This is a genomic window from Paenibacillus sp. FSL H8-0282 (genome assembly GCF_037963825.1).
GTDB lineage: Bacteria > Bacillota > Bacilli > Paenibacillales > Paenibacillaceae > Paenibacillus_AQ > Paenibacillus_AQ odorifer.
On the sequence record NZ_CP150146.1, the window covers coordinates 1,012,637 to 1,034,081 of the forward strand.

The 21,445-nt window shown below is 45.0% G+C and carries 16 protein-coding genes; 9 read left to right on the forward strand and 7 right to left on the reverse strand.

The window, feature by feature from the left end:
* Nucleotides 1-72 precede the first annotated feature (72 nt).
* From NST94_RS04355 to NST94_RS04365, 3 genes are all read left to right on the forward strand, one after another.
* Nucleotides 73-1,059 carry a Gfo/Idh/MocA family oxidoreductase gene (locus tag NST94_RS04355; RefSeq protein ID WP_038568824.1) on the forward strand — a complete coding sequence of 329 codons (987 nt, stop codon included), beginning with the start codon at nt 73-75 and terminating at the stop codon, nt 1,057-1,059.
* A 22-nt stretch (nt 1,060-1,081) separates the two neighbouring features.
* A complete protein-coding gene (locus tag NST94_RS04360) occupies nt 1,082-1,957 on the forward strand; it encodes a radical SAM/SPASM domain-containing protein (protein WP_076105414.1) in 876 nt (291 codons plus the stop codon).
* A 129-nt stretch (nt 1,958-2,086) separates the two neighbouring features.
* Nucleotides 2,087-4,156 carry a class I SAM-dependent methyltransferase gene (locus tag NST94_RS04365; protein ID WP_076279879.1) on the forward strand — a complete coding sequence of 690 codons (2,070 nt, stop codon included), beginning with the start codon at nt 2,087-2,089 and terminating at the stop codon, nt 4,154-4,156.
* Between the two features lie 99 nt (nt 4,157-4,255).
* Here the strand turns inward: NST94_RS04365 and NST94_RS04370 are convergent, their stop codons facing one another.
* From NST94_RS04370 to NST94_RS04380, 3 genes are all read right to left on the reverse strand, one after another.
* Nucleotides 4,256-5,071, reverse strand: coding sequence for a hypothetical protein (locus NST94_RS04370; protein WP_339281713.1), 816 nt, complete (start codon nt 5,069-5,071; stop codon nt 4,256-4,258).
* 174 nt (nt 5,072-5,245) lie between these two features.
* A complete protein-coding gene (locus tag NST94_RS04375) occupies nt 5,246-6,133 on the reverse strand; it encodes a helix-turn-helix transcriptional regulator (protein WP_076129612.1) in 888 nt (295 codons plus the stop codon).
* 48 nt (nt 6,134-6,181) lie between these two features.
* Nucleotides 6,182-7,072, reverse strand: a complete 891-nt coding sequence (locus tag NST94_RS04380) for an AraC family transcriptional regulator (RefSeq protein WP_076129611.1) — start codon at nt 7,070-7,072, stop codon at nt 6,182-6,184.
* A 128-nt stretch (nt 7,073-7,200) separates the two neighbouring features.
* Between NST94_RS04380 and yicI the strand changes: the two genes are divergently transcribed.
* The gene (gene yicI, locus NST94_RS04385; protein WP_339281714.1) at nt 7,201-9,522 is read left to right on the forward strand and encodes an alpha-xylosidase; all 2,322 of its coding nucleotides are present in this window, start codon (nt 7,201-7,203) and stop codon (nt 9,520-9,522) included.
* Between the two features lie 124 nt (nt 9,523-9,646).
* Complete coding sequence (locus NST94_RS04390; protein WP_076129609.1) at nt 9,647-10,816, forward strand: GDSL-type esterase/lipase family protein; 1,170 nt, start codon at nt 9,647-9,649, stop codon at nt 10,814-10,816.
* Here NST94_RS04390 and NST94_RS04395 read toward each other — a convergent pair whose 3' ends face one another.
* Together NST94_RS04395 and NST94_RS04400 are read right to left on the reverse strand one after the other, a co-directional pair.
* A complete protein-coding gene (locus NST94_RS04395; protein WP_076129608.1) occupies nt 10,817-12,478 on the reverse strand; it encodes a helix-turn-helix domain-containing protein in 1,662 nt (553 codons plus the stop codon).
* Nucleotides 12,475-14,295 carry a sensor histidine kinase gene (locus NST94_RS04400; RefSeq protein WP_076129607.1) on the reverse strand — a complete coding sequence of 607 codons (1,821 nt, stop codon included), beginning with the start codon at nt 14,293-14,295 and terminating at the stop codon, nt 12,475-12,477. Before NST94_RS04400 ends, NST94_RS04395 begins: the two co-directional genes overlap by 4 nt.
* Before the next feature lie 136 nt (nt 14,296-14,431).
* Here NST94_RS04400 and NST94_RS04405 point away from each other — a divergent pair, with 136 nt between their 5' ends.
* The 4 genes from NST94_RS04405 (at nt 14,432) to NST94_RS04420 (ending at nt 19,638) form a co-directional block, all read left to right on the forward strand.
* Nucleotides 14,432-15,313 carry a sugar ABC transporter permease gene (locus NST94_RS04405; protein ID WP_036680772.1) on the forward strand — a complete coding sequence of 294 codons (882 nt, stop codon included), beginning with the start codon at nt 14,432-14,434 and terminating at the stop codon, nt 15,311-15,313.
* Nucleotides 15,313-16,146, forward strand: a complete 834-nt coding sequence (locus NST94_RS04410; RefSeq protein ID WP_036680774.1) for a carbohydrate ABC transporter permease — start codon at nt 15,313-15,315, stop codon at nt 16,144-16,146. The genes NST94_RS04405 and NST94_RS04410 overlap by 1 nt, the downstream gene beginning before the upstream one ends.
* A 61-nt stretch (nt 16,147-16,207) precedes the next feature.
* A complete protein-coding gene (locus NST94_RS04415; RefSeq protein ID WP_094902687.1) occupies nt 16,208-17,509 on the forward strand; it encodes an extracellular solute-binding protein in 1,302 nt (433 codons plus the stop codon).
* A gap of 137 nt (nt 17,510-17,646) precedes the next feature.
* A complete protein-coding gene (locus tag NST94_RS04420) occupies nt 17,647-19,638 on the forward strand; it encodes a beta-galactosidase (RefSeq protein WP_339281715.1) in 1,992 nt (663 codons plus the stop codon).
* A gap of 455 nt (nt 19,639-20,093) precedes the next feature.
* On the opposite strand, the gene NST94_RS04425 is transcribed toward NST94_RS04420, so the two are convergent.
* Both NST94_RS04425 and NST94_RS04430 read right to left on the reverse strand, forming a co-directional pair.
* Nucleotides 20,094-20,426 carry a hypothetical protein gene (locus tag NST94_RS04425; RefSeq protein ID WP_139329898.1) on the reverse strand — a complete coding sequence of 111 codons (333 nt, stop codon included), beginning with the start codon at nt 20,424-20,426 and terminating at the stop codon, nt 20,094-20,096.
* A gap of 69 nt (nt 20,427-20,495) precedes the next feature.
* On the reverse strand, nt 20,496-21,329 hold the full coding sequence (locus tag NST94_RS04430) for an AraC family transcriptional regulator (protein ID WP_254848824.1): 834 nt from the start codon (nt 21,327-21,329) through the stop codon (nt 20,496-20,498).
* Nucleotides 21,330-21,445: the final 116 nt, after the last annotated feature.

Here is a 21,445-nt window from a genome sequence, read left to right on the forward strand (position 1 = left end):
TAGACATGACTACCTATGAGTGAGAAAATAGCATGTAGAGTTAGTAATAACTAAAAAGGACGGGATAACATCATGACAATTCGTTTCGGGGTCATTGGAACAAACTTTATTACAGACCGCTTCGTGCAAGCCGGCTTGGAGAATGAGGAGTTTATCCTGACAGCCGTGTACTCTCGCACAATGGAGAAAGGTCAGGCCTTTGCTGCTAAATATGCGGGAGCTACAATTTATACGAATTTGGAAGATATGGTGAAAAGCAAAGATGTAGATGCTATATATATTGCCAGCCCAAATTCTATGCATGCAGAACAAGCGATTATGTGCTTAAATCACGGCAAGCATGTGCTCTGCGAGAAACCGGCTGCATCCAACAGTACGGAGCTTAAAGCTATGATTGAAGCTGCGCGCACAAATGATGTGCTACTGGTAGAGGCGATGAAATCGACCTTTATGCCGAACTTTGGAGTGATTCGTGATAATTTGTATAAACTCGGCCAAGTTCGCCGTTATTTTGCAAGTTACTGTAAGTACTCCTCCAGATATGATGCCTACCGGCAGGGGACTGTGTTAAATGCGTTTAATCCCGCTTTTTCCAATGGCTCGTTAATGGATCTTGGAGTGTACTGTTTGTATCCAATGGTAGTGCTCTTTGGCAAGCCTCAATCAGTACAGGCAGTGGGTGTCATGCTCTCGTCAGGTGTGGATGGTGAAGGAAGTCTCATTATGAAGTATGACGATATGGATGCGGTAGTTATGCACTCCAAGATTTCCGACTCCTATCTGCCAGCTGAGATTCATGGAGAGAACGGTACGATGGTGATCGACAAAATCAATGAGCCTTATCAGGTGAAAATTTACTATCGTGATGGTACAGTTGAGGAGCTTACGTTGCCTCAGGTGTTTGAACCTATGTATTATGAGGTGGAAGAATTCATCAACTTGATTAAGAATGGTGAACGGGAGAGCAGAATTAATACTCATGAGAACTCCATGGCCGCAGCAGAGATTATGGAGGAAGCCAGAGCACAGATCGGTCTCCGCTATGCCTCAGATTTATAATAAATAGAATGGGGAGCAGGACTTGAAGACTTTTAAAAAGGTTTATATTGAGATAACAAGCGTCTGCAACCTCGCCTGCAGCTTTTGTCCACAAACCGCCCGGACGAAAAATTTCATGAAGCTTGATACGTTTAATACGATATTGGATGAAATTAAACCACACAGCAATCATATTTATCTTCACGTCAAAGGGGAGCCGTTGCTGCATCCCAAGATCGGTGAACTGTTGGATGCTGCTCATGCCAAAGGGTTCAAGGTTAATATTACAACCAATGGCACGTTAATTCATAAAGCCGGACCTAAAATTCTTGGTAAGCCCGCACTGCGTCAGATGAACTTTTCTCTGCACAGCTTTGATGGGCATGAAGGGTCAGAGAACCGTGAAGGCTATCTTTCAGAGATAATTTCTTTTGTACGGGAAGCCTCAGCGCAAGGGGTTATTATTTCTTTCCGCTTGTGGAATTTGACGGAGGATAATCTGACGAATCTGGAGAGAAACCGTAACCGTGAAACCCTTGCCCTGCTGGAGGAAGCCTTCAACTTGGATTTCAAGATCGAAGAAAAGGTTATGCCTGGCAGTGGTGTCAAGATTGCCCCACGCGTCTACCTTAATCAGGATCATGAGTTCCGTTGGCCAGCGCTGAATGAGCCGGAAGATGACGGAAAAGGGTTCTGTCATGCCCTGCGGAGCCAAGCGGCAATCCTTGTGGATGGCACGGTTGTGCCATGCTGTCTGGATGGTGAAGGAGTAATTAACCTAGGCAACATCCATGAAACTCCGTTCTCAGAGATTGTAGAGGGGGAGCGGGCGAACAATTTATTCTATGGCTTCTCACGTAGAGAAGCGGTGGAGGAGCTGTGCCGCAAATGTGGGTATCGGCAGCGGTTCGGAACCTAATGATTGGAATGCAAACAGAACCGGGACATGGCTATTTCATGAGTCCTGGTTCTGTTTTTTAATTAACGGGATTGTATATATATAATAATAGGTCTTTATAGTCTCTACTTTGGAGCGAAGGAGGAGCATATGCTGAAATCACTGGAAGCCATCGCCTTATACCGTGAAGGTGTGCAAGATCATTTGGAGGATCACCTCTGGCTGAAGCTTATTGTCCAAGCGGAGGAGCAGATTGTAAATTTGGAACGTGTGGAATCTCTGGAGGAGCTGGATCGCAGGAATCCCGTACTGGACTATGTGGAACGTAGCTTGCAGATTCTGGACCAACTTCCCCGGTCTATTTGGATAAAAGAGCTGGTGGAAGAAACGTTAATTTGGTCAGAAACGGCTAAGGGAGGTACAGCAAAGGAGCGGCTGGTTTGGCAGGAGGAAGGGATCAATTGTTTTGTACATAATTTAGGTTCCGCACAGTTATATGAGAGATATTTAGGGAAGGCTGTCTCCGAGAAAGGTACGATGATTCAGCGGCTTATTGAGACTCATGGACTTATAGGACAGCAAATTCGCGGAGAAGTGCCGCCGGAAGTCAATAAGCCACTCCATGATATAGTGGAAGATCAGCTGCTGACCGCGGAGGAACTGGAACGCCTTCTGACCGTGCTCAATCATTGCATCATCGGAGCTGTGTCTCCCGAGTTATGGCAGAATGTGCAGCATGAAGTGAAGCAGCTTATTGAGCTGATTTCTTCAGGCAATCTTGCTAGTCCTATGCCGATGAAGGAACGACTGCGCAGAATGCGGCTGGGTCCGATCTCTAGAGGAGAGGATTTCACTACGGAATGGGCTAAGCTGACGCAGGAAGGTTTCCATGCTGAACGGTTGGTGTCATTAAGTAAGATTACCTTCTGGTATGTAGAATCTGCACTACAGACCTTTTCGCTGGAGCAATTTCTGAAGGTGATGGTGCTTGCTGCCCAGAGGGCGCAGAATGAATCCTTAAGCCATATCAGCTTCGAGCATGTCATGAACAGCATTTACTACGATTACAAGGGTGTTAAGAAGACCAATGTTTATAAGAAGCGGATTATCGAAAAATATTTAGCGGAGCTTACATGGAAGGATATCGAGCAAGGGACTTTGCCTGCTGAGAACCCTCACCTACTCTTGCGGCAATATTCTAAGGAACATCTGCCAGACACGGTATTTTTTCAATTCCAATTCTCGGCAGCGGCAGAGAAGCTGATCGAATTTTGTATGGAAGCTGAAAAATCACCCTTGTATGAACGTGCTGTATTGCTGTTATTCGATCTATTCGAGCTGCGCAGGGATGCTTTTGACCGTTTTCATAATGAAGATACCTACTTAAGCCAAATGAATAATACAGCAGATTATAAAGCTGTAATTCTAGATCATGTCACTGGACAAAAAGTGCTGGATATCGGTCCGGGCGGCGGTGTGCTGCTGGATTTACTGGAAGAGCGTATGCCCGAGGTTACTCCTATCGGCATTGATATATCAAGCAATGTAGTGGAAGCCTTGCGACAACGCAAGCAGCGGGAAGGTCGCCACTGGGAGGTGCTGCAGGGAGATGCGTTGAACCTTAAAGATTTCGTGGAGGCCGGAACGGTGGACACGGTAATTTTCTCTTCGATTTTGCATGAGCTATATTCTTATGTGCCGCTAAATGGTAATAAGTTCAATCACGACACCGTCTCCGCAGCTCTGCGAAGTGCCTTTGCTGTATTGTCAGCTGGCGGGGTTATCATTATCCGCGATGGGATCATGACTGAACCTGCATCATTGCTGCGGAGAGTTCGCTTTCTGGAAGAGGATGGTCTGGTGTGGCTGGAGCGTTATGCGAAGGATTTTGCTGGACGTCAGATTCAGTTTCAGAGATTAGGGGAACAAGAAGTGCTCATGCCCGTTAATGATGCCATGGAATTTTTATATACTTATACCTGGGGCGAAGAGGCTTATATTCACGAAGTCCAAGAACAGTTTGGTTATTTCACCCCTACGGAGTTTGCCTCATTTATTGAACAGATTTTAGGAGAGCAGGCAAAGATTGAGGTCTTCCGGCATTACTTGCAAGAAGGTTATACCGAAGCTCTGCGTGATAGAGTAAGGTTCATGGATGAGAGCGGACAGGAAGTGGCGCTGCCGGACAGCACCTGCTTTATTGTGATTCGGAAGGAATAGCCGAAAAATACATCAGCTGCATCTAAAAAAAAGCAATCGGCAGACCCTCTGATGCGGAGGAGATCCGATTGCTTTTTTATATAGAGATTCGTGCCCTTGTTAGATTAGTACTTCTAGCTGCGACTTATCAGATTCTTCGGCTAAACGTTGAATTTCTTGATAGGTAGCTAATTGTTCTGTCCGCTCATTGGTGTTCTCTTCAGAAGGTTTAATTTCTGTTGAACCTGCTTTATCGATCTGATCTTTAATTTTATCTCCCGTGTCTTTCATGGCATCGCCTAACGTTTCGTTCATTTCCGATAGTTTAGTTTCGATTTTGGATAACTGCTCCCGTTTGGCTGTTGCGGAATGAGTAGAACGAGCCTCATCCAGCTCTATTTCCTTGGTCAGAACTTTTGCCTCGCCACGCATCTTAGTGTGGGTAGAAGAAACTACCTCCATTTGGCTAACATCTTGGCTTACTGAAACAATCGTATTCAATCTTTCGTTCTGTATCTCTTGCTCGGTTTTAGGTTCATCCTTTGGATTAGCTTTTTGAGCATCTTCTAAGTTCTTTTGTTGCTCTTCGAAGCTGTATTTTGCAATTTGTTGGTCAATCGTTTGGAGCTGCTTGTTGAACTCCTTAAGTTGATCTTGAATAGATTCGAGATTATGTGAACTTTTGGTAGTTCTTTCAATCAGACTGTTCTTACTGTCGATGATATTTTGTTTTTGTTTAAGCAGGGAGTTAACCATTCCGTCCATTTTGGATTGATTTTGAAAAGCAGCCTTTGCAGATTTACTTATTGATAATTTATCTCCATTACCATTACCACTAGTATTGCTGTTTGATTTCATAGTTTTATCATTAGTTTGGTGACTAACAGATACATTAAACCTCGTTCCCATAGATGCGGTCATATTCGTTATGTGCATGGTTCATTATCCTCCTACGACGATAAGATCTATCTATAATATATCGGTAAATCAGCAGCAATACTTAATAAGGAGAGCTGTTAGCCGCAGCGTTGTTTGATGGACGCTTAACAGCTTCTTTGTCCAAACTATCCCGGAAGAGGAAGATATTTTCGATTCCAGGCTTTGTAATGTCTATTTACCGGTGAATTTTTGTCGAAAGTTAGAGGGAGAAATGCCTTCTTTCTTGGAGAAGCAGGAAGAGTAGTAAGTAATATGATGGAAGCCAACCTCTTCAGCGATGCGGGCAATGGACCAGGAAGTTTGAATTAACAGCCGTTTGGATTGTTCTAGACGATAGGACAGGAGATAGGCCATAGGGGTCACACCGTATATTTTTAGCATGTTTTTGGCGAGATAGTTGGGATGATAGTTAAGTTCTTTTTGAAGTAAGGAGTTAGAGACATCACGAGTATAATTTTGCCGAATGAACAATTCAATCTTCTCGGCAAGATGAATGGCGGTTGCATCGGATGCCTCGGCCAGATCACGGTCCAAGAATTGCAGGAACTGTTGAAAGGAGGCTTGGCGCTTCCAGTTGCGCATCGACTGGGGTTCTTGTTCCAGATGGAAAAAGAACTCTAATACCTCCATTGCCTTCTCTGATATTTCCGTATACTTCGGAATAAAGATCGAGCATACATCGCAGTGATTTAAATAAGCTTTTTGTTTATGGCTTTCGATGAGCTCGCTCTGATTCTCCAGACATTCGTTCATATCCTGACACTCGATCCAGCTGCCGAAGGTCTGGAAATGAATCCAGATGATTTCTGTTTCGATAGGACAAGGGGCAAAACCATAGTGATGGGCATCTGGACGAAGGATGAGGAATTCTCCTTCCTTTAGCTCCCAGTGCACCTCGTTCTCGGCGATGGGCAACATCCCCTTTTTAACAATGATTAGATCAAATACGCCGATGCAATTACGACTGATATGATAGTCTCCAGCATTGTAGTGAGCACGACCACAGTCTATGAAATAAGGAATAGGCGGTGTGATAAAGCTAAGAATCGGTGAGTTCATCGCGAGCCTCCAATTGGAATCCATCGTTTTTTTATGATGTAGATGAAACTAGCCTGCACCTTTCCTGAACTCCGAAGGCGAGCATTTCATCGCTTTACGGAAAACCTTTATGAAATAGCTTACATTATCAAATCCGACCTCGAATGCGATGTCGGATATTTTTCTTTCACTTTGTTGCAGCAGATCGGCAGCCTGGCGAATCCGGTATGAGTTGATGTAATCGACTGGCGTTTTACGAGTCATCATTTTGAAGAAGCGGCAGAATTGCCCCTCGCTCATGGGAATAAGCTCTGATAGATCACGGGTACGTATCGGTTCCTGATAGTTATCTTGGATATAAAGGATCACCTTTTTAAGGCGGTTAATTTTGGTGGTATCAGCATCATCCGATTGGCTGCGGTTCTCAAATCGGCCCTCTGCGGTAATCTTGGAAAGCATGATTAGCAAAGTTCCTTTCATAAAGGTCTCAAATCCGGGCATTTTATTAGCGTATGCCTCCATCATTTGCTCCAGATGATGAAGCAGCTCCTGCTGCCAAGGGACATCTGGTGTAATATGTCTCGGAAAGCTCTGGCGCTTCTCTTGCAGTGGCAAAATCGCGTTTTGCTGGATCGTATCGTACTGGGCGCTAGCCAAAAGATCAGGCAGAAATACAAGCGCACAGAATTTGCAGGGGGTGTCTTCGTTCAGCACATAGGCGGCGTGTATATCGCCAGATTCGATAAATACCGCTTCGCCCGCGCGGAGTGGAAAATATTCTGTGTCTACTTGGAACAGAATTTCTCCTTCTAGCAGCATAAAGAACTCCGCTTCTTCATGCCAATGTGTATCGAGTACATGCGTTCCGGATGGAAGTTCTATCCAATAAGCTGCGAGTGGAAACATACTATCTCCATGAACTCTGTTTTCTTTTAGCAAACTCTGAGTTGTACGGTCCATATAAAGGCCTCTTTTCTTAGAAAAACATCAAAATAGTGTTATAAATGAGCTATATAGTATTAGTTTTGTTCATTTTTTATCGGTATAATGCAACTATAAACACCAAATTGAAAGGTGGCAAGTACACAATGAAATTTACTGATGGTCTCTGGCTGGTTCGTGAAGGTATCACGATTAACGGCGCAGTTCAAAATTATGTTGTAGAAAAGACTCCCGAAGGATTAACAGCAATTACACAAACGACTCCAATCACAGGGCGCGCAGCAACGCTGAATTCAACCCTGCTTACTGTAAAATTCCATTCTCCGCTTCCAGGCGTGGTAGGCATTAAAATTATTCATCATGATGGTGTACAGGAACGTGGTCCGGTTTTCGAACTGACTAAAGGTACTGGCGATCATGTGAAGATTGAAGAAACGGATCTCGAAACCGTGCTGATCAGCGGCGGACTTCGTGTAGTGATTCGCAAAGGCGAACAATGGGCGGTGGATTTCTATCGCGGCGAAGAACGTATTACAGGCAGTGGCTTTAAATCCATGGCTTACATCACCGACCAAGACGGTAACACGTACATGCGTGATGAGCTGGATCTCGGCGTAGGCGAATTCGTATATGGTCTGGGCGAACGTTTTACCGCTTTCGTGAAAAATGGACAAACCGTTGATATCTGGAACAAAGACGGCGGCACTAGCTCTGAGCAAGCTTACAAAAACATTCCTTTCTACGTATCAAGCAAAGGTTATGGCGTATTCGTGAATCATCCGGAATTGGTTTCCTATGAAATCGCTTCAGAAAAAGTGAAAAAAGCCCAATTCAGCGTAGCTGGAGAAAGCTTGGAATACTTTGTGATTGATGGACCTACCATTAAAGACGTTATTAGCAACTATACTGCTCTTACTGGTAAACCAGCGCTTCCACCAGCATGGACTTTTGGCTTGTGGCTGACAACTTCGTTCACTACCAACTATGATGAAGAGACTGTAAATTCCTTCGTAGAAGGTATGGCAGAACGTGATCTGCCGCTGCATGTATTCCACTTTGACTGCTTCTGGATGCGTGAGTATCAATGGACTGATTTTGAATGGGATAAACGTGTATTCCCAGATCCAGAGGGCATGCTGAAACGCCTGAAGGAAAAAGGTCTGAAGATCTGCGTATGGATCAACTCTTATATTGGTCAACGTTCACGCTTGTTTGAAGAAGGCAAGAAAAACGGCTACCTGATCAAAAAGCCTAACGGCGATGTTTATCAATGTGACCTGTGGCAAGCGGGTATGGGACTGGTGGATTTCACTAACCCTGCGGCTTGTGAATGGTATGCCGGCTACCTGCGTGATTTGGTAGATATGGGCGTAGACAGCTTCAAGACAGACTTCGGTGAGCGGATTCCTACAGATGTAGTTTATTTCGACGGATCTGATCCGATGAAAATGCACAACTACTACACTCAACTGTACAACAAAGTTGTATTTGAAGTATTGGAAGAGAAGCTTGGTAAGAATGAGGCAGCATTGTTCGCACGTTCTGCAACTGCTGGCGGCCAACAATTCCCAGTTCACTGGGGCGGAGATTGCTACGCAGATTATGAATCCATGGCAGAAAGCCTTCGCGGCGGTTTGTCTCTGGGCTTGTCCGGTTTCGGTTTCTGGAGTCACGATATCGGTGGTTTCGAGAACACTGCTCCGGCACATGTATTTAAACGCTGGTTAGCTTTTGGACTGTTGTCCAGCCACAGCCGTCTGCACGGCAGCACTTCGTACCGTGTGCCTTGGGCGTACGATGATGAAGCTTGTGATGTTACCCGCTTCTTCACGAAGCTTAAATGCAGCTTGATGCCTTACCTGTATGATGTGGCTGGGCAGGCTGCAGAGCATGGCTGGGCTTCTATGCGGGCGATGGTTATGGAATTCCCGGAAGATCCAACATGCGAAGTGCTCGATCGCCAATACATGCTGGGTGATTCCTTGCTCGTAGCGCCTATTTTCCAAGAAAACGGCGAAGTGAAATACTATCTGCCAGCAGGTCGCTGGACTCACCTGTTATCTGGTGAAACTGTACAAGGCGGATCATGGCGCAAAGAGAAATATGATTTCTTCAGCCTGCCACTGTTCGTTCGTCAGAACTCCTTGCTGGCAATCGGCAGCATCGACAACAAACCGGATTATGACTTTGCGGATGGCGTGAAATTTGGCCTGTATTCACTTGAAGAAGGTACTACTACTTCTGCAACCGTACGTGATCTTAAAGGTGCTCCTGAATTGACTGTGAAGGCTGTCCGCAAAGGCAACAGCGTAACAGTTACTGCAGAAGGCAGCGGTAAAGAATTTTCGCTTTCCCTTAAAGATCTGGGAGCTATCGCTTCCGTAGAAGGTGCAGAGCAAGTGGATGAGACTACAGTGAAAGTAAACGCAGGTGCAAAATCTGTATCGTTTACCATTACACTGAAATAAGATGATTTCTTAAAGCATATTGATATAGCCATAACCTCTCTTGTAGACTGGGTGAACGATCCGTTCCCTGGTTTATAGGAGAGGTTTTAGTGTTACAATCTTAACTAATAACGGGGGAAACGTTATGAATACTAATTTAATTAAGGGAAGTGGAGTTTTGAATCAGACGGACTATACCTCTGCTACGGTTCTTTCAACCGCCGCTAATTTTATTATGAATAGGCAAGAACCTTTTACACATACCTTCCGGACTTATATTCGTTTACGGGAAAACGGCCCGGTGCAGCTGAAATTTTGGCATAGCAATGCGGTGGATTCCACCTGGGACCAAGGGCTTGAAGCTTCGGGCAGTGAACCTGGGGGCAGTTGGGTGATCGAATCGGCATTTATCGCGGATGGGGGCACTGAGCCAAACGGAGCTATTATTGAGCATACACAACATGCTGTCACTTTTGAAGGCAATGTCTCCAAGTCAGTAGCGGCCGGTGAATGCTTCTGGAGTGATGAGACAAGCATCAACCTACCTGATGGCCATTACTTAGCGTTTACATGGACGATTAAGACAACTACTGCGGGTAAATCCATTCCTTTCAACGTAGAAGGGATGCTGGCAACCGCTTATGATGCGCCCGGAAATCTGGCTGCACAGGAATCAGCCGATGGGTTTACAGAATCTGACAAGCTTTTGGTACTGCCAAGCTATATCGGATATAAGAAAGCTGTGAATAAGAAGCTAGTATTTTTGGGAGATTCGATTACTCAAGGTGTGCGGACATTAAAGGACGGATACGAATATTGGGCAGCGAGAATTGCGGATGGTCTTGGTGCAGAGATTGGCGTATGGAATCTCGGCTCAGGCTGGGCTAGAGCGTATGATGTGGCTGCGGATGGCCCTTGGCTTCACAAAGCTAAACAGAGTGATGAACTGATGATTGTCCTCGGCGTAAATGATATTGATATTGGCTGCCGCTCTGCAGATGAGTTACTTGGTGATCTGACAACTATTATTGCTAAGATCAAAACAGCAAATGCTGATGCTAGTATTATTCTAAGTACGGTGCCGCCGTTTAATTTTCAGGAGGCAAGAGAAGAGACTTGGCGTAGAGTGAATCATGAAATCCTGACTAACCCACCCGCTGGAGTAGACCGTGTGTTTGATATAGCAAGCCTATTATCGTTGCCTGCACCAGACGATCACCGGATCAGACCGGAATATATGAGTGGACAAGACGACCCGCATCCGAACGGCATAGCCGGTAAGACGGTTGCGGACGCCTTTTTAAACTGGTATTGATCAACTCTTAAATGTGTCCCGGTAGTCCTTAGGTGAAGATCCAACCTGCTTCTTAAACACTTTGCTGAAATATTTAACATCATGAAAACCGACCATTTCGGAGATTTGGGCCAGCTTCAGACGAGGATTCTGCAATAGTAGTTTAGCTTTATCTATTCGGATATTAACAATAAAGTCGGAGAAGTTAATCCCGTATTCCTGTTTGAATCGGCGGGAAATATATTCACGGCTAACAAAAAACTTTCCGGCCACTTCCTGTAAGGACAGGTCGGAAGCGTAATTAAGCTCGATGTATTTGACGATATCATGCATCGGATTACGTTCTTTAGCTTGTTTCAGGGCGATTACTTCGGCCAGCTCCTGCATTAGGGTATACGACCAGTCACGCCAAGCGAATAAGGAGAACGAGTAACCGTTCGTATAAGGAGCTGGGTGAAGCTGGTCGGCCTGTTCAAGCTCGGCCAGTGCGCCTTCAGCTTCAGGGCCTAACATTTCCCGTACCAGCTGGGAACGAAATAGTAGAGCATCATTTTTCCATGAGTTTAGGATTTCTGGCGTAACAACTCCGCCTCGGCTAAGCTCATCTACCCAGTGCTGCGCAGCTGTTGATAATATCTCTGGACTTCCGCTGATGACTGCCATTTTCCAATCTTCCTTGACGTCAGCAAAGTTCGTTGTTGATACATTACCGCGAACCTCTGCTTTGGCGATCTCTTTACGATCTCTGAATTCTTCGGAGGAAGAGGAGAAATGGCAGTAATCCTCATGAATTAATAAGTTTCGGCGCTGTAAGGCCTCTGCCACCTCTGCACGCTGATAAGGTAACTGCTTAGGTAAGTTGCCGATGCTGCTGATTCCAAAATGCATTCGGACCTGCAAGGTAGAGTAGATGCCATGATTGATTCTGCCTATTAGCTCGACAACAGAGGTTTGAATATCCCACAGAATAATCGCAATCTCCGGAGGACCTCCCCAATAACGAAAAGCAACACCCTTATGCGGACTGTGCAAAAATTCATTACAAATATTGACGATAGCGTAGTTCATTAGCTCGGTGTCTCCGCCAAAACGTTTAATCAACGGATTGTTACCCGCATCTGTCTGCACCAATATTAACCGAGCGGAATGGATGTTTTCCGGAATGATACCATCACTGCATAACCTCCGCAAAGATAAATCAGAATTGATCGGATCATCAATTAGTGCAGATAATAGCTTTTCCCCATAAATGGGCTTGAACTCATTAAGCTGAATACTCTGTTTCTGCCGTTCGCTTCGGTCGTCTTCTTCTGAGCGCCAGGCTGCAACTGCTTTAGCTACCGCTACATTGATTGCCTCGGCTTCGATGGGCTTCAAGATATAATCAATCCCGCCATGCCGCACAGTCTGCCGTACGAACTCAAAATCATTATGTCCGCTGACCACAATAAACTTAGTGTTGCCGGCGAATTCGTTCACCCAGGTCATTAACTCTATCCCATTACCTGATTCCATCATCATATCCATAATGACTAATGCTGGTTTAGCCTGCCGGATGATCTCGATGGCTTCATTTCCATTTCCGGCTTCCAGAATTTCATCTATTTGATGGGCGTCCCAGTCGACAAGCAGTCTGACTGCCTTTCTAACTCTTGCCTCGTCATCAACAATCAACGCCTTCATATCTTTTCACGCTCCGCTATAATTTCAATTTCCAATTTCACTACTACTCCGCCTGCTCTAAGGTTATCCACAGTTAAAGTGGCACTATCTCCGCACACAAACTTGAGTCGAGCCAGAACGTTCGGCAGACCAATACCTGATCCTGTAGCTTCCTTGGTTTGCTCTGTATTTCTTAATAAATCTATATCTGTTCTAGTAGGATGCTGTAGCTTCTGCTTTAAAAGATCTAACTTCGCTGAAGGGATCGCATTTCCGTTATTTTGGATACAGATTTCCATCCGGTTGTCATCCACTCTTGCTGCGGTGATTTCAATGAATCCGTCACTCCGGGAAAGATTAAAGCCGTGTTTGAAATAATTTTCTACAATAGGCTGTAAAATCATTTTCGGCATAAACGTCTCTAAAAGTGATTCCTCCATATCGTAGCGGAAACTGAACTTATTTTCAAAACGTTCCTTTTGCAGTTCAATGTAGGCTTTGACATGATCCAGCTCATCCTTAACAGTTACGATCTTCTCCTCATTGTACATGCTGTAGCGCATCATTTTGGCTAGAGCTGAAAGAAGTGAGTAAATTTGGGGCACTTTAAGCTCTAAGGCCAGCGTGCCAATGATCTGTAACGTGTTATTCAGAAAATGCGGGTTGATTTGTGCCTGCAGTGCCCGCAGTTCATTGGTCTTATTGGACAATTCCAGCTTGTACTCTCTTAAAATCAGGTTGTTGATCGTGTCCATCATACTGCGGAATCGCTCGGTAACCACGCCAATCTCATCTTTGCCCATAGGTTGAATTTCAACATCAAGATTACCGGTCTGCACCTGATTCATGTAACGAGTCAACTGCTTGATAGGAGCCGTGATTCGAAAAGAGATCAGGGTCGTTAACGTGGCAATTGTAATCAAAAGTAGAACAAGGAGGATTATATTGATCGCTGCCGCCTCATTGGCTTCCCGGAAAAGATAGGACGTAGGAATCTGCTTCACGAGGGTCCAATTTAAACCTTGGGTTTCGATTCTTTGGTAAATAAACACAGCATCTTCCTCTTCAAAATACCCTTGCGAGCTTTGAGTTGTGGCGATTTGCTTGTTGTACCAAGAAGCGTGTAGGCGCTTGCCGTATTCCTCACTGTTGCTTCCATATACAATCCTGCCATCGCCATCCAGCAGCCAAATGTTCTCCTGCTTCTGATCATATAACTGGCTGACGATGTCGGTAAGAGCCGTTAGCTTAACATCGATCGACAGGAAGCCGAGTGGGGTGGTAGTTGGAATCCTTTCAATTCGTCTATGCAATGTGAACACAGGCTCCGGTATGAGTTGCGGGATAGGTGAAGTTAGGCCATAGCTGTGACTTATATGTGTACTTTGTATAAACACAGGAGAACTGCTAGTGATCTCTGAGTCGGCATAAGGGGGGATACCCTGCCAACGTTTGGGTGTATTTTGGGTGAGCAAAGTGGCTTTTCTATCCTTTACACCGTAAAGATACACCTGGGATATATCTGGCATGGATGAAGAAATGTAATTTAGAGAAGAATAAATTCGTGTATTTGCTGCCATATCCTCGTATCCCGCTTCGAGCAGTCTGTAGAAATCTGAATCTGAATAGACGATAAGGGAGAGACGATTGATCTCCTGAATCAGACTTTCGATGTTTCTATTGCCTTGAAAGAGGAGGTTCGTATTCTCATCTACTGCCCTTGTTCTTAGGGATTGAGTGCTATAGTGATAGCTAATAAACATGGTGGCCATAATACAGATTAACGTTGGCAGTAGGATAAAAACGATCAATTTTGTGCGAATCGTGTTCCATTTCATCGAAATTTGTCACATCCGATCAATATTTTACACCTGAAAGATCACTTTAGTAGGTGTGAGGTACCCTGAAAAAAACAGATAATATGTGTATAAAGCATAAACAAGTAAGTGAGCAAAAGAAAGGGGGGGGCAATAAATGCGCGGCACTAAGTTGTCCCAGTTAGGTCAACAGCTTTTTTTCGTTGGTCCGGCAGTTTTGTTTTTTACCTTAATAACGATTATCCCATTTTTGATGGGGATGTATTACTCTTTCACAGATTGGAACGGTGTATCCGGTAATGTAAGTTGGGTCGGATTTCAAAACTTTTCCACTATTTTCTCAAATGACCCTGACTTCTGGTCTTCCTTTTGGTTCACGGTAAGATTTACGGTGTTAGGTGTGATTTTGACTAACGTGGTAGGCTTCTTCTTAGCTTATCTGTTAACTAAACCTTTAAAGACACGTAACATGCTTCGGACTATTTTCTTTATGCCGAACGTTATCGGGGGATTGTTGCTTGGTTTCATCTGGCAATTTATCTTCATCAAAGGGTTCGCCACTATGGGCGACCTGACAGGATGGTCCTTCTTTAATCTTCCTTGGCTCGGTGATGCCACAACAGGATTCTGGGCGATTGTAATGGTCTTTGTTTGGCAGTCTTCCGGTTATCTAATGGTTATCTACATTGCCTCGTTGAGTAACGTATCTAAAGAAGTACTAGAAGCGGCTGATATTGATGGTGCTTCCCGTTGGCAGGTGCTACGCAATATCGTAGTTCCACTAATTATGCCTGCTGTAACTATCGGATTATTCTTGGCCATTTCCTGGTCATTCAAAATGTTTGACCTTAACTTGTCCTTGACGAAGGGCGGACCGTTCAAATCGACGGAATCCGTTGCTATGAATATTTACAATGAAGCCTTCCTGAACAATCGTTACGGGCTGGGTACTGCAAAAGCGCTGCTGTTCTTTGTAATTGTAGCCATCATTACTCTGATTCAGGTCCGTATCACGAAGAGCAAGGAGGTTGAAGCGTAATGAAACCTACGGAAAAAAAGAGATGGAATATTGGTACGGAAGTGATAATGATCCTTCTGGCGCTGCTCTTTCTCTCTCCATTCTATTTCTTGCTCGCAAACTCGGTGAAATCCTTCGGTGAAATTCTGAGTGATGCGGCAAGCTGGCCAAAGGTATTTATGTGGTCGAACTATTCAACCGCCTGGAAATTAGCCCGTTTCGGTGAAGCATTCCGAAACTCGGTTATTATCACAGTGATCAGTGTTATTCTAATCTCTCTGTTCAGTGCGATGGCATCCTATCGTATGGTTCGGGCGAATACGAAATTCAATCAGTTCTTGCTGCTTATCTTTGTAGCAGCAATGGTAGTTCCGTTCCAAACGATTATGATTCCTATTCTGAAGGTCGTAAATGTTATTGGAGTAAATAACTCTTTCCTTGGTTTGATTATCACGAATCTAGGAATCAGTGTTCCGATGGCGATCTTCCTGTTCCACGGCTTTATCAAGTCCGTTCCTCTTGAAATTGAAGAGGCGGCTACAGTAGATGGATGTAATCCTATTACCGTGTTCTTCCGTATTGTGCTTCCTTTGCTGAAGCCAATGGTGATGACAACAATCGTGCTAAACGCACTTGGAATATGGAATGACTATCTGTTGCCATCCTTGATTCTTCAGGCACCAGAGCTTCGGACCATTCCACTAGCGACTTTCTCCTTCTTTGGTCAATACACCAAACAATGGGATATGGCACTTCCGGCTCTCGTAATTGGGGTCGCACCAATTATCATTTTCTACCTGTTTATGCAACGTTACATTGTTGAGGGAATAGCGGCTGGCTCGGTGAAAGGTTAACACCGAGCCCTCCGTTCCAAATATTTTTTAAGCAGTCCACTATTTTAAGGGGGAATATATAATGAAGAAGAAACACTCCGCAGTTGCTCTATCAGCAGTAATGGCAATGAGTTTAGCTCTAACGGCATGTGGTGGTAATAATAACGCTTCTAGTAACTCACAAAATGGAAGCGCTGGCACAAATTCAGGTGAAGTGAAGACCGTTAAGATCTTCCAATTCAAAACTGAAATCGTAGAAGGCCTCAATGAGCTTAAGGTAGAATTCGAAAAAGAATACCCTAACATCAAGCTGGATATCCAAACAGTTGGTGGTGGTGCGGACTACGCAGCAGCATTGAAAACTAAATTCGCTTCCGGCGATGCGCCTGATATTTTTTCCAATGGTGGATATGCAGAAATGGAACTTTGGGGAGACAAGATGGAAGATCTGTCCGACCAACCTTGGGTAAAAGATCTGATTCCTATGGCTGCAGAGCCTATGACTAAAGATGGCAAAGTATACGGTATGGCAATGAACCTTGAGGGTATCGGTATTGTGTATAACAAGGACTTGTTTGCTAAAGCGGGAATCACTGAAACTCCAAAAACATTGTCACAGCTTGAAGAAGCAGCTAAAAAGCTGCAAGCTATCGACGTAACTCCTTTTGGTAATGCATATCAGGAATGGTGGCTGCTAGGTAACCAAGGGATCAGCGTAGCCTTTGCACAACAAGATAATGTAGATGAATTCATCAAAGGTTTGAATGAAGGAACTGGTACAATTGTAGGAAATAAAACGTTTGAAGAGTGGAGCAAGTATCTCAAACTGACTTTACAATACGGACAAAAGAATCCTTTGACCACAGATGCTAACACTCACCTGGCAATGTTCGCAAAAGGCGAAACTGCAATGATGCAAGAAGGTAACTGGGCACAAACTCTTGTTGATAACATCACTCCTGATATGAACATTGGTATGTTCCCTATGCCAATCAATGAAGATGCTGAGAAGAATGACAAAATGACTGTTGGTATCCCTGCGAACCTTGTAGTCAACAAAGAATCCGGTTCTAAAGAAGAAGCAAAAACTTTCTTGAACTGGTTGGTAACTTCCGATATGGGTAAAGAGTACATCGTTAAAAAATGGAAATTCATCCCTGCTTTGTCCACAATCGAAGCAACACCTGAAGACATCGGTATGCTTGGAGCAGACGTATGGAACTATGTAAAAGAAAACAAAGTTTATGGCCTGCAATCCTCCAAATTCCCTGATGGTGTAACGCAAGAATTTGCCAGCGTGATCCAACAGTTCATCGCTGACAAGGTTGACGTTAACGGCTGGATGACTGGTATGCAAGCTGCATGGGACAAGCTAAAAAAATAAGTAAAGCACATTATAGAGAAGATTTAATGGATATTAGTGGTTAACAGAAGCGCTCTCCGTATACCTCATCAATTTGAGACGGGGAGCGCTTTTTTGGGGAAACAGGGCTGAATATCAAGGGATGGGGAGAAGCGCCAATGAAACGATATGATCATGTTCAGATGGGAGTGGACTATTACCCGGAGCATTGGGATGAATCCATGTGGGAACCAGATATCAAGTTGATGAAAGAAACAGGTGTTAAAGTAGTCCGGGTTGCTGAGTTCGCATGGAGCCGACTGGAGCCTACTGAGGGGAATTACCAGTTTGAGTGGCTGGACCGTGCGCTGGACCTTTTTCATCAATATGATCTGCAGGTTGTGATGGGTACGCCAACAGCTACACCGCCAAGATGGTTAACGACGAAATTTCCGGATGTGCTTCCGGTGTTTGCTAATGGAGAGACCTTTCACCCGGGGGTACGTGGACACCGCTGCTATAACAGCACATCACTGCGTGAGTATGGCAGCCGTATTATTCTGCGTCTTGCCGAGCGTTACAGTGAACACCCGGCTGTCATAGGCTGGCAGACTGATAATGAATTTGGCATGTTGGATTGTCATTGTGACACTTGTAATACTGCTTTTCGAGCATGGGTACAAGCTAAATACGGAACACTGGCTGAGGTCAATGCAGAATGGGGAACCGTTGTTTGGAGCGGGGAGTACAGCGATTGGAATGAGCTTACCGTGCCGTTGGGCGGATCACCTCATCAGAATCCATCTTTTCTATTGGACTTTCAGCGGTTTCAGTGGGATTCGGTGGTAGCGTTTCAGACAGCGCAGATCAATATTTTGCGTATGATTTGTCCAGAGCATTTCATAACCCATAACTTTCACAGCTATCCGCAGCGTCTCGATATGTACGCAGTGGGTGCAGATCTGGACGTGGCTGCGTTTGATTATTATCCGAATACTTCGCCAACCAAACAAGAGACAACGCCTTATAGCGGAGCACTTTCATTGGACGTAACCCGTGGCATCAAACGCCAAAACTTCTGGATCATGGAGCAGTTGAGTGGATCTCCGGGTTGTTGGATGCCGATGTGGCGAACCCCTTATCCGGGACTGATTCGTGCCTATGCATGGCAGGCGATTGCTAGAGGTGCGGATACTGTTGTTCATTTTCGCTGGAGAAGTGCAACTTCAGGAGCAGAACAATTCTGGCACGGGCTGATTGATCACAGCAATGTTCCCGGACGCAGATTAGCGGAGTTCACGCAGCTATGTCATGAGGTTAATGGGCTGAGCGGCAAGCTCCAAGGAACGATGCTGAAAAACGAAGTGGCTATCCTCCATTCTCATGAAGAGAAGGCTGCGCTGGATATTCAGCCGCAGGCAGAGGGCTTTGATTATTATGAGAACATTAAGCAGATTCACCGGGCGGTGACCAAGCTTGGCATGGGGTGCGATGTTATCGACCTCAGACAACCGCTTGATGGATACAAAGTAGTGATCGCTCCAAATTTATATTTGCTGGATGAGGAGATCGTACGAAATCTGGAGGATTTTGCCCTCGCTGGCGGGACCTTGCTGATCACCAACCGTAGTGGCGTCAAAAATATAAACAACATCGCAGTCATGCAACCGCTGCCTGGGCAGCTGAGCTATTGTACCGGCGTTGAAGTGCTTGAGTATGATCCGATTGGCGTTGAAGCACATGTCATCGTGGATGGGGAGGGTAACCCATATGAATGTACGCAGTGGTGCGACATCCTCCGACCTGTAGTGGCTCAGCCAATTTCTTGGTATGGTGATGATTTCTATCGCGGCACACCCGCTGTAACTGTTAATTCCTTCGGCAAAGGTCAGGTTTATTACTTTGGAACCCATGCGGATGAGCAATACTGGACAGTTCTATTGGAGAACCTGGCTAAGGAAAAAGGGTTGTTACGCTTTGAAGGATTGCCAAACGGAGTACAAGCCTCCGTGCGGACTGGAGATCAGGGAAGCTTCTTGTTCCTGCTTAACCTGAGCCGCGAGTCGGTGATCGTTCCGTTGCCACGAGAATACGGCAGCCTGCTGGATAATAAGATTCGATCGGGAGAGCTCCAGCTCGAGCCGTATGGCGTTGAGGTGCTGGAGATTTGAGTGGTTTTGAGTAAAGAGATTTTGGAGTGGGTTTGGGAGTGTGGCAGGAGAGGGGAAAGTGGAGAGGGGAATGTGTGGAGTAGGGTGAAGTGAAGGTTGGTGAAGATGGAGTGAGGGATGTGTGGAGTAGGGTGAAGTGAAGGTTGGTGAAGATGGAGTGAGGGATGTGTGGAGTAGGAATAGTGAAGTAAGTGGAAGTGTGGAGTAAAAAATGAGTGGAGTAGGGCATGCAGAAACTTTAACAGAAGCACAACAGAAAATAGTTGTACTTCGTACACTTATTTGAAGTGTTGGAGTATTTAATTGGTTTTAGTTGCACTTTGTGCAGCTAAAAATTGGCTAATCCCGCTGCAAGGCCATATTCCGAGAATATAGTTGCACAAAATACACTTATATGGATAATTTCTGCCGTGCAGGCTATTTTAAGTGTACAAAGTGCAATTATTTCGTCTGACTTACTCATACTGAACTGAAGAGAGCTGCACAATGGAGTCCCCATCATGGGCAGATTTCCACATGGAGTCCAACATGGGCAGATTTCCACATGGAGTCCCAACATGAGCAGATTCCCACATGGAGTCCAAAGCGGGCAGATTTCCACATGGAGTCCCAACATGAGCAAGATTCCCCATGGAGTCCACCATGAGCAGATTTTCACAAGGACTCCACCATGAGCAGATCTGCACGATCCATCTCAGAGGTGCCGTACACTCGCAGCCAAATGAACCCGGCCAACGTAACGTACCGCACTTCACCGTACCGCCCATTTCTACACAATAGTAGCGCATACCATACTCTTACTACGTTCTAGCCGCATATTCCCAGCGAGCAATTTCTCCACAGCAGGCGGGGCATGTTTAATGAAGGCGTCTAAATTGCTCCGGCGTAGTCCCGGATTGCTTGCGAAATGTGGCTACATAATGGCTGACATCGCGGAAGCCGACTAGCTGGGAGATAGCTTTTACCGTAAGATCGGGTTGGCTTACGAGCATTTCTTTGCTTTTCCGGATGCGTAAACGTACGAAATAGGCATAAGGCGAGAGTCCGAAAGTTTGGACGAATAGGTTGTTAAGATAGCGCCCAGATACGCCTAGTTCATCGGCTAGATCGTTCAGTCCAAGATCAGGATCGCCATAATGGCTGTCCATCCATTTTAGCAGTGGCTGCAGCTTATCTACATTGCGGGAAATCGCCGTATTATTTTGAAGCTGGCCATATTTACTCAAAGTAAGCAAAAAACGATAAGCATCTGTTGAGGCGCCGAGACCAAACATATCCTGATAGGCATCATGACGATCCAGCATCTCCTTCAGCAGATTTGGGAGAGGCGCTTCATTTTCCCAACGGTAAAAAGAATTACTATTCATCCCAAGCGTCTCCAAAATAGAGTGTGCCGAATCGCCACCAAACGTTAGATAATAGGTACCCCAGTTTTTGGTGGAAGCCTCATAACGATGGGGTGTATAAGGAAGTAGTAATACGCCGCTGCCTTCGGGCAGGGAAAAGGTTTTATTGTCAAAATGGATGATCCCTTCACCTTCTGAGGTTTGAAGCCAATGATACGTGTCATAACCATCGGGGCGGGATACTTTTTCCTGATCATGATTGTGCCCCATACTGTCTAAAGTGATTGGCAAGTGCTGTCCACCTTCATGGACGAATACGATCCTGCGATGCATGATTTCGGACAATGTTATCCTCTCCTGTTAGTTCTATATTCTTATATGTATGAGATATTATTTTATATTTAAAGGGCAACCTTAACCATTTACAATAGATATATAATTATACTATAAAGGGTGTGCGA